The sequence below is a fragment of the Christensenella tenuis genome (genome assembly GCF_014287795.1).
Lineage (GTDB): Bacteria > Bacillota > Clostridia > Christensenellales > Christensenellaceae > Christensenella > Christensenella tenuis.
Genome location: NZ_JACOON010000002.1, coordinates 465,247 through 474,672, shown reverse-complemented (window position 1 = coordinate 474,672; position 9,426 = coordinate 465,247). Strand labels below are relative to the sequence as shown.

The 9,426-nt window shown below is 46.0% G+C and carries 7 protein-coding genes; 1 reads left to right on the top strand and 6 read right to left on the bottom strand.

Annotation, left to right across the window (positions count from 1 at the left end):
- A partial coding sequence (locus H8S18_RS05975) for an N-acetylmuramoyl-L-alanine amidase (RefSeq protein ID WP_186857386.1) occupies window positions 1–2,204 on the bottom strand: 2,204 nt, incomplete at its 3' end.
- Between the two features lie 253 nt (window positions 2,205–2,457).
- On the opposite strand from H8S18_RS05975, the gene H8S18_RS05970 reads away from it, so the two are divergent.
- Window positions 2,458–3,072, top strand: coding sequence for a GerMN domain-containing protein (locus tag H8S18_RS05970; RefSeq protein WP_186857385.1), 615 nt, complete (start codon window positions 2,458–2,460; stop codon window positions 3,070–3,072).
- Between the two features lie 88 nt (window positions 3,073–3,160).
- Here H8S18_RS05970 and H8S18_RS05965 read toward each other — a convergent pair whose 3' ends face one another.
- The 5 genes from H8S18_RS05965 to H8S18_RS05945 all read right to left on the bottom strand — a co-directional run bounded on the left by H8S18_RS05965 (window position 3,161) and on the right by H8S18_RS05945 (window position 9,416).
- Window positions 3,161–4,486, bottom strand: coding sequence for an ABC transporter ATP-binding protein (locus H8S18_RS05965; protein ID WP_186857384.1), 1,326 nt, complete (start codon window positions 4,484–4,486; stop codon window positions 3,161–3,163).
- A 12-nt stretch (window positions 4,487–4,498) separates the two neighbouring features.
- Complete coding sequence (locus H8S18_RS05960) at window positions 4,499–5,275, bottom strand: ABC transporter permease (protein WP_186857383.1); 777 nt, start codon at window positions 5,273–5,275, stop codon at window positions 4,499–4,501.
- A 65-nt stretch (window positions 5,276–5,340) separates the two neighbouring features.
- The gene (locus tag H8S18_RS05955; protein ID WP_186857382.1) at window positions 5,341–7,386 is read right to left on the bottom strand and encodes a glycosyltransferase family 4 protein; all 2,046 of its coding nucleotides are present in this window, start codon (window positions 7,384–7,386) and stop codon (window positions 5,341–5,343) included.
- The gene (locus tag H8S18_RS05950; protein ID WP_186857381.1) at window positions 7,383–8,417 is read right to left on the bottom strand and encodes a glycosyltransferase family 4 protein; all 1,035 of its coding nucleotides are present in this window, start codon (window positions 8,415–8,417) and stop codon (window positions 7,383–7,385) included. Before H8S18_RS05950 ends, H8S18_RS05955 begins: the two co-directional genes overlap by 4 nt.
- Window positions 8,418–9,416, bottom strand: coding sequence for a glycosyltransferase (locus tag H8S18_RS05945; RefSeq protein ID WP_186857380.1), 999 nt, complete (start codon window positions 9,414–9,416; stop codon window positions 8,418–8,420).
- Between the last annotated feature and the right edge of the window lie 10 nt (window positions 9,417–9,426).

Genomic DNA, 9,426 nt, shown 5'->3' with positions numbered 1-9,426 from the left:
GCTTTCGCATTCCAGTGCCGCTTCCCGTCCATACGCCAAATGTTGATCTCCACCGATTCCACTGACGTTTCCGCGTCCGCTACGCTGAACGCGCGCACCGTAAAGTTGTTCTGGTATACCTTCGTCACGCTCTTTCCTTCCGATTCGAACCCAATGCTCCCAATCGTCGGCGCTCCGGTATCCTTCTTAACCGTAATCGTCCCGCTCGACGTATTGCTCTTGTTCCCTGCCTTGTCCGTCGCCACCGCTTCTACACTGTATTTTCCCGTGCCCGGCACGCTGATATACTGCGCCCACGTCGTCGCGTTTTCTTTGATCGCGCTGAATGTTCCCGTCGTCTTTCCGCTTTCATCCTTTACTGTAAATTGCACCCGGTCAAGTTCGCCCACCGCATCTTTTACATTCCATACCCGGGCCGTAAACTGGGTCTGATACGTTTCTGTCACATACTGGCCGCTTGATTCGAACTCCACCGCGCCAATCGTCAACGAAGAAGGATCGTTCTTTACTGTAATCACAGCCTTTGCAGGATCGCTCGCATTCCCGTGCTCGTCTGTAGCAACAGCTTCCAGCGTATAAGTACCCGTACCGGGAACTGCAATATACTGCGCCCACGTCGTCGCGTTTTCCTTGATCGCGCTGAACGTTCCCACAGTTTTTCCAGCTTCGTCTTTTGCTACAAACTGCACCGATTTTACTTCGTTTTCTTTATCCTGAACGTTCCATGCACGTACTGTAAATTTATTCTGGTACACCTCGGCAACAGTTTTTCCGTCCGATTCGAACCCAATGCTCCCAATCGTCGGCGCTCCGGTATCCTTCTTAACCGTAATCGTCCCGCTCGACGTATTGCTCTTGTTCCCTGCCTTGTCCGTCGCCACCGCTTCTACACTGTATTTTCCCGTGCCCGGCACGCTGATATACTGCGCCCACGTCGTCGCGTTTTCTTTGATCGCGCTGAATGTTCCCGTCGTCTTTCCGCTTTCATCCTTTACTGTAAATTGCACCCGGTCAAGTTCGCCCACCGCATCCTTTACATTCCATACCCGGGCCGTAAACTGGGTCTGATACGTTTCTGTCACATACTGGCCGCTTGATTCGAACTCCACCGCGCCCACCGCCGGCGCTGTCGTATCTTCTACCATACTAATCGTTTTATAGATACGTTCGCTTTCATTTCCGTTATAATCCACCGCAATCGCATCGATGTTATATTGTCCCGGGCCGTCCACATAGCACCACTGCGCCCATGTTGTCGCATTTTCCTGTACCGCACGGTAGGTCCAATGCTTTTTCCCATCCAGACGCCAAATATTGAATTCTACATACTTTACGCCTACGTTATCTTTTACTCCGCTCAAACGTATTGTAAAGTTATTCTTGTATACCGTCGAGTTGTACGCTATATCCGATCCGTTATCTATGCTGATGCTTCCGATTTCCGGAGCTTCGCTGTCCCACTGTACTTTTTCCGGGTATTTTATTAAAAATTGATCCGCAGCATCTGCGATTTTCCCTGCAACCTTTGTTTGCACAGACGCACTGACAATATTCGGATAGTCTTTCGTGCTTGTTAAAAATGCAGTCTCCACCACTACAGCGGGCGCATTCACATACTTGATCGGGCCGTCGCGTCCGGTTGATCCAACAAAATCCTTTACTCCCCGGTTCCTGTAAATCCCCAATGAATCGATCGCGCTGTTGACCATAGTTGCAAGGTCTTTCGAACGGCTGAGAAAAGCCGCATTTTGGTTTGAAGTATAATAAACCTCCTTGCCATTTGCGCTCGAATCATCGTAAGAGTTGTGATGTATACTGATATGTAAATCCGGTGAAACGCTGGCGGAAGCTTCCGCCAGTTCCGTATAATCATATTTCGCTTTATCATAATTCAATAAAACCGGGATATCTGTCGCCCCCGAGACCCATTTATCCACCCGGTGCGTCAAATATACCGTATAACCACGGTTTTTAAGCTCTTTCGCCGTTTTATACGCAAGCTGGGCGTTTACATCCACTTCCAGTGTTCCATTTATTCCGGCCGCCCCCGGATCATCCATTCCATGTCCTGGATCAATTACAATCACTTTGTCGGAAGAAGCCGCTTGCGCACTTGAAGCAGGAACTACACAATAGCTGGAGATCAAAACGGCTATAGCTAAAAAAATTGATGTTAAAACATATAGGGAAGGTCTCTTTTTCATTTTTACCTCTCTTTACTTCCGGCAGACACTTTATAATTCATCTTTTCGTAATATTTGTAACAATTTATGAACAATGTTTAAATTTTATCATGTTTTCTTTGCAATTTCAAGCCGTCTTACCTGGGGATGCCTCCCGCTTCCCTTATTCTTATTTATCCCCTCCAACTTATTAATAATTTGTTAATAAATCGGCTGTTCTATTCATATTTTTAGGAATATGCTACAATGAATAAAAAAGAATCTGAGGTGCATCATGAAATCCAAATGGAAGATTATCCTGCCAATCTGTGCGGCAGTTATTGTTCTGATCGTCATTTTCTCTATGCATGGGATTACTATGCCCGCTTCATCCCCTGCCGCCTCCTCGGCGCCTTCCGTTGAAGCCCAGCCTTCTGCTTCCGCGGGCTTCCCCGCCTCCTCGGCTTCTGCTTCCAGCTCTCCCTCCAGTTCAGTGGAAAATATGGAGGATACTCCTGTTTCCTATGAAAATGACACCATTACATTCGACTATTTCGATGTAGTGGAAAACCAGAAAAAAACACTGACAGAGCCTGTCGATGGTGAAAAGCCCCTTTCTTACGTAATGGAGACCGTCTCCCAATTGTTGTTTGACGAACCTCTTGCAGAGTCTCCAATTGATCCCCTGTCAATTCGTTTGGAGAATGGATCCGTTTATATTGATTTTAAAAAGGAAATCCTTTCCGCTCCTCTGGGCGCTTCCGGGGAAAGCGTTATTCTGGATAGTATTGCTAACGGTTATCTCAACAGTTTATCCGAGGTAACAGCCATCTATTTCAGTGTTGAAGGACAGGATTATGCGTCCAGTCATATTGAATTTCCAAAAGATCAGCCTTATAAAGTTAAATAACTTAGCCAGCGCCGCCCGCCAGGCACATGAAAACTTCCCCGCCCAATGGGCGGGGAAGTTTTCATTGATATTCGCTTTCGTTTTAATTCTATGCCTGCGGTATTTCCCATGTATGCTCAATATAGGTCGTACCGACTGCCTTTTTATTTTCAGACGCTACCGCAAATTCAAGAAAGCACCGGTAATAGTCAAGCGGAGCCTGATCGGCATTAACGACCGCCACATTGAGCTTGTATTCCCCTTCCAAAAGCGATAAATTTTGGATCTTAAAGCGCACAGTCCCTTCCTGCGGTAACTTTTCCGGGAAAATATTGTCAATATTCGTATTGGTGCTAAACACGTTTATGCCGGAAGCAGTAAAAAATCCCATCCCAAAATTATATCCGTTCTGCTCTTTTAAAATTTGGTAATCGATTTCCAAAGAAACCGGCATGCCACATTTTAATATATCCAAAACTTCTCCCTGTTCGTCTACAAAACGCACTTTTGTAATCAGGACTTCTCCCGATCCAAAATGGTTACTATCTAATTCAGCTTCTTCCGCGGGCGCTTCCTCTTCCGTCAGGGCGTCTTCGATGGGTTCCTCTGCCGGAGGTTGCTCGTCGTTTATATCCTCTTGTACCTGCGGCTCTTCCGGCTGCTCTTCTTGAACCGGTTCCTGTTCTTTTTCCAGTTCCCTCATTTTTTCATCATTCATAAAAGCGAGGTAAGCGTCCACTGCCTCCCATGAATCCGCATCTTTTCTTATTTTGCCTTCATGTATCCAGATCGCCCTATTACAGAATGTTTTAACCGTATCCGTATCATGTGTTACATATACGATCGTAACGCCGCTATCCCGTAGCTGCCTCATTTTTTTCAAACATTTTTGCTGAAAATTGACATCGCCGACAGCAAGTATTTCGTCAACCAAAAGTACGTCTGCATCCACATTAATTGCAACAGAGAAAGCCAGACGGGTATACATACCGGAAGAATAAGTCCTGACTGGATTATCGATAAAATCTTCCAATCCGGAAAAATCAATGATTTTTTTTAGCCGCTCATCGATTTCTTTTTTCTTTAGTCCAAAAATCGCTGCATTGGCGTAGATGTTCTCCCGCCCCGAAAGATCCGGATGAAAACCGGCGCCAAGCTCCAGCAGGCTGGATACTCTTCCTTCTACTTTGATTGTGCCCGCATCCGGATATAAAATCCGGGTAAGCAATTTTAACAAAGTGCTTTTCCCGCACCCATTATGCCCGATCAGGCCGACAGTTTCCCCTTTTTTTATGGAAAAACTGATTCCGTTCAAGACCTCCCGCTTCTCGTAAGCCCGCCTTTTTTTAAAAAGAAGGCGTTCTTTCAGCGTCTTTCCTTTATCAGAATATATTTTAAAACTTTTATACAAATTTTCTACTTCAATCGCTGCCATATTTTATCTCCATTATAATTCTTCTGCAAATCCTTTTTGCAGTTTACCAAATACGAGTACTCCTACAATCATCGATATAATTGCGCATAAAACAGTCATAAGCAAGGTGCTCACATCCGGGAACTTCTGATAAAACAGAATATCCCGGTATGCAATAATTACGCTGGACATCGGGTTTACATTCAAAATAATTCCCTGAATTGCTTCCGGTGCCATATCGATTGGATAAAGAACCGGTGTCACATACATCCAAACCTGCGTCAGGATTCCTAAAATATACTCCAGATCCCGGAAATATACGTTTACAGCAGAAACAATAAGCGTCAGCCCCAGTGCAAAGAAAAACTCAATCGCCATAAGAACCGGCAGGAATCCCATCGCAGGATTCAATCCAACGCCGGTAATCAGCAATGCAGCAAACACGATAATAAAGGAAAATACCATGTTTAGGAAGTTGCTGCAAACGACTGAAATCGGAATAATGATGCGCGGAAAATAAATCTTTTCAATCAATCCCTGTGCTCCCATAATGGAAGAAGCTCCCGCCATGAGCGAGGTGGAAAAAAACAGCCACGGCACGAGCGCCACAAATAAAAACATCCCATAATTTTCTATGCCTGCCCGCATAATAACTGAAAACAACAGTGAATAAACCAACAATTGCAGCAATGGGTTGATAAAGGTCCATAAAAAACCTAATACGGATCCTTTATACCGTGTCTTTAAATCTTTTTTGACAAGGCTGCCCAGCATTTCCCGGTAGTCCCATAATTCTTTTAAAGATTGCATTTTTTCTATACTTTCTCCTGTTTAGTTTCTATCGTTTGTACGGCCCTTAAAGATTCGCCGCTTTTTCATTCCGGCAAACGCTTCGTTTGCCCTGTTCTCTTATTATCAAGTATTTTTATATATTTTTCCGCCGCCTTTTTCCAGTCTCCATCCGGCTTTTCTGGTAAGACCGCCTTGATCTCGCCGTTCCCGGCGTTTCGGAATGCCTTTTCGGCCTTCTCTTTCGTAGCATCATCGGTTAATAGCTGCGCCCCATAGCGCAGCATACGTTCCATACCCGCATGTGCCTTCCTGGCAATCGCATCATAATCCACTTTTCTTTCAACACGCTGCAAATCTTCCGCGGCGAAGGGAATCACCAGCGGACGGCCTGTCATTACCGCACTGTCGTCCTCTATGTCGGCCAGTATCAAAAACGACGCATGAGAAAACTTTGCCGCCAATTTATGAAGCGATGAAAACTTGTCCCCGGATAAGAGCGGCATTCCTCTTTTCGGCCGGGGAACATTCAGAACGTCCGCCCAATTTTCACGCGTTACAATTATGACTCTGTCTCGTACTTCCCACGTTCCAGTCAAATCACGCACCTGTTTTTCGCATTCCTGTTCACACCATACTTCAAGCATGAGTTCCGGTTTTTCCACAAGCAGCGCGCAGATAAATTTTTCCAAAAATGCCCAACGCTCCATTTCCCCGGATGCACGCCCTGTCCGCCCGGAAAACCAGAGGCCGATTGTATTGGGATTCCAAACTTCATAATCGCCCTCAGCGCTCAGAACGGAATCATACGTCTGCGCCACATCGTAAATTCCATTTTCCGTACGTTCATCCGTATATCCGAGCTTTTTCAGGCGTATATTGCCCTTCTGCAAAAATTGCCGCGCAATACTGCAATAAGCCTCCGCATCCGCGCATTCGTGCAAAAATTTCAGGAATGCATCCGCATAGCTGCTTACCGTACAATTTTTTTCTACAAAATTCCGCGCATTTCCTGCAATTCGCTTTCTCTCTTCCGCATTTTGTATCAACGCTTCAAGCGCACGGCGTAATTCTTCTTTTTCATTTTCGAGTGAAATCCGTTTTACAGCATTTTCAGGCATTTCAGCAAAAAAACCCGTATTCAAAACGACAGTAGCATTTTCGCATGCCATTTGCTCCAGTAAGGAAAGGGAGCCCACTTCCGAATTCGGATATCGAAGATTCACCGCAATATCCGCTTCGTGTAAAAACGCATTCATCACATCATCTTCTTGAAACCCCAGCAAATAGAGACAGCCTTTGAGTTCATTTTCGCTCAACCGCCGCAAGGCTTCTCCATATTCCCCGTGCGCACGTCCAATCAGCACATACCTTACTTTTTTTGCCAATTCCGGGTTTTCCGCCAAAACTTCCGCAACGATATGCACCCTTTTTAACCGTTGGACGTCACCGGTTGAAATCATTAAAACCCGGCCATCGTTTTGACTGAACGCCTCGGGCAATCCGCCTGCATCTTCGTCATAGGCGGGGCAGGGCAAAAAGGCATGCCCAATCGGCCCGAAAAAGGAGTCCTTAAGCTCCCGGCAAAATTGCCCTGAATGCGTAAAAACGCCGGTTGCATAATGCAGAATAACTGATACCATGGAATACTGCATGATCGTATCTAATATATCTTCATTTCCCGCATTTTCATGGTCAAAAAACTGATCCAGCGCCACACAGCCGGCTCTTCCATAAAATTCTTTCGCAAGACGCTCGTATTCGCTTAATTTTTCAGCAGTACCGCCGCCCCATTCCGGATCATGATAAAGCATATAGAAAAAATCAACCATAATCCGGTCGTGCAGAATCACTTTGCCTGGAAAACGCTTCATTACTTCCCAGATATCGTAGTGCCATTTCACGTTATTTCCCATGTTGTAAACGACATGGTCATACTGCTCTAACTGGGCGGTATCAAATGTACTTTCCCGGAATAAGGTAACGTTAACCGCCGTATCGTAATATTGCTCTCCCACAGGGGAAAAAATATCAACCTCATGACCGCGCCGGATAAGTTCTTCACAAACCCTGCTGGAATAACCGCTCATTACGTGAGAGCAGTCCATAGGCACAAACCAAGCGATTTTCATTTCAGCAGCCTCCCGATTGTGTGTTCCCAAGTCATCTTGCGTTCCACTATTTCACGATTCCCTGTTTCCCCCATCTTCTCCGCCAGCCTGCGGTCTTCATAAAGCTGGTCCATTGCCTCGGCAAGTCTTTCCGGTGCAGGCTCCGTCACAAAACCGGTGGCGCAGTTTTTTACAAATTCATTTGTACCGCCGGAATCTGTACAAGTAATAACGGGTTTGCGGGAATACTGCGCCTCCATTGTCACAATTCCGGAAGAATCTTCTTTATATGGAATATAAACCGCGCCCAAACTGTTAGCCATATACTCAATTTTTTCTTGCTCCGTAATCCATTCGTCCCGAATTACCACTTTTTTTTCCAGTTGGTTTTCTTTCACATAGGCACGCATCTCTTCCATCAGGCCCCTGTCCGGGCATTGGCCCGCGATCACCAGTTTAACGCCGCTTTTCGTATATTTCATTGCTTGTACCGCCAGATTCTGCCGTTTAATACGCTCCATCCTGCTGGCGCAGAAAATATAATCCCCTGTTTTTCCGCAATAAAAACTTCCTGCATTTTTCAAAGGCGTGCGCAGTATCTCCGATTCGATTCCATTGTACCGCTTGAGCCGATCGTGCGATTCGCCCGCAATTGTAAATACATGCCGGGCCTGAGAAATATATTGATTATCGGCAGCACGGATTCTGTCCAGCGTCCAATGAACTTCCGGTGTTTCCGGCATCCTATACTCTGTCTCCGCCAATTCATAAGCTTGCCGGAACTGATGGAACAGCCATATCACCTTTGCGGGATGCCGTACGCAATAGGCAGGAAACTTAAAAGCGATGACACGGTCATACTCATCGAAGTTCAGCATTCTCGCAGTTAATACCGTATCCAGCATTTTCAAATCGCATCCGGGCGGCATAGGAATCCGAAACAGACGGGCATCGTGGCCAAAAACATGGAGTTGCTCCTCCAAGTCTTCCGCAATAATTTCCGCACCGCCCCTTACATAAGGTACCATCATGTTGACAAGCGCTACTTTCATTCAGTCTACCATCTCTTTCACAATCTGTTTCAGGTTTGCGTTTTGTTTATTGCGCGCAGCATTTCTTAATAACCGGCGATATAATTTGGGATTACTATATAATCTGTTTATGAGATCCGCCGCCTCTTCCGCTCTATGCACAAGGTATCCATTTTTTCCATTGGAGATGCGTTCTGCGGCAAAGCCGGAATCCTTCATCGCAATCACCGGAATTCCCAACGCAAAAGCGTCCGTGCATCCCTGCAGCGGCCTTCTCATTTGGAATGACGTATCGATAAAGGCGCGCGCCCCCCGCAAATCATGAAGCGTCATTTTTCCTTCGCACAACTCCAGATGCAATTGTTCTTCTTTTATCTTTTTCCGGAAAAATTGAATCCGTTCCTTATGATCCCCCATATAGAGTCGTACTCGAAAAGAGCCGTCTGAATGTGCGGCGATTTCACACAGTGAATTAATATCTTCCCCATATTCTGATAGAGCTTCAGCAATCACATAATCGCCTTCCACATTTTGTCCCATCGCGCGTGCTTCGTCCAGCGGCAACGTAAATAATTCCGTCCGGATATTCTCTGTCTGCAAATCGCAGCGCAATGCTTTCGTCCCGCAAAAGACCTTTCGGGCATAGTGCAGCTCGTTTGCCTGCAAAGCCAGCATCGTCTCCCTTATGCCCGTATATTGCGCAGATTGCATTCCCCCATAGGTAGCATCCCAATACTCGCGGAGCATAGGTGTCAGAGAGCACAGGAAAACAAATTTGTTCGGATGCTCCAGAAGAAATGCCGGAAAGCCTACCGTAATAAGCAGGTCGCATTCCAAAGATCCAATGCTCTTTGCGGCATAGGCCTGTTCCGGTAAAAAAAGCGGATCGTCTTTATATGGCAATTCAAAGTGGTCCACTTGATGACCATATGCTTCCAGCTCTTGGCTGAGCAATTTTATCAGGTGTATCTCTTCCACGCATTGGTGCGCTTCGAGAAAACCAGCGATCAGTACGCGCATGACTTCCCCT

Excerpts from the sequence above, each read along its gene's own strand:
- H8S18_RS05970 (WP_186857385.1), top strand. The coding sequence starts at position 2,458 with ATGAAATCCAAATGGAAGATTATCCTGCCAATCTGTGCGGCAGTTATT.
- H8S18_RS05965 (WP_186857384.1), bottom strand. The coding sequence starts at position 4,486 with ATGGCAGCGATTGAAGTAGAAAATTTGTATAAAAGTTTTAAAATATAT.
- H8S18_RS05960 (WP_186857383.1), bottom strand. The coding sequence starts at position 5,275 with ATGCAATCTTTAAAAGAATTATGGGACTACCGGGAAATGCTGGGCAGC.
- H8S18_RS05955 (WP_186857382.1), bottom strand. The coding sequence starts at position 7,386 with ATGAAAATCGCTTGGTTTGTGCCTATGGACTGCTCTCACGTAATGAGC.
- H8S18_RS05950 (WP_186857381.1), bottom strand. The coding sequence starts at position 8,417 with ATGAAAGTAGCGCTTGTCAACATGATGGTACCTTATGTAAGGGGCGGT.
- H8S18_RS05945 (WP_186857380.1), bottom strand. The coding sequence starts at position 9,416 with ATGCGCGTACTGATCGCTGGTTTTCTCGAAGCGCACCAATGCGTGGAA.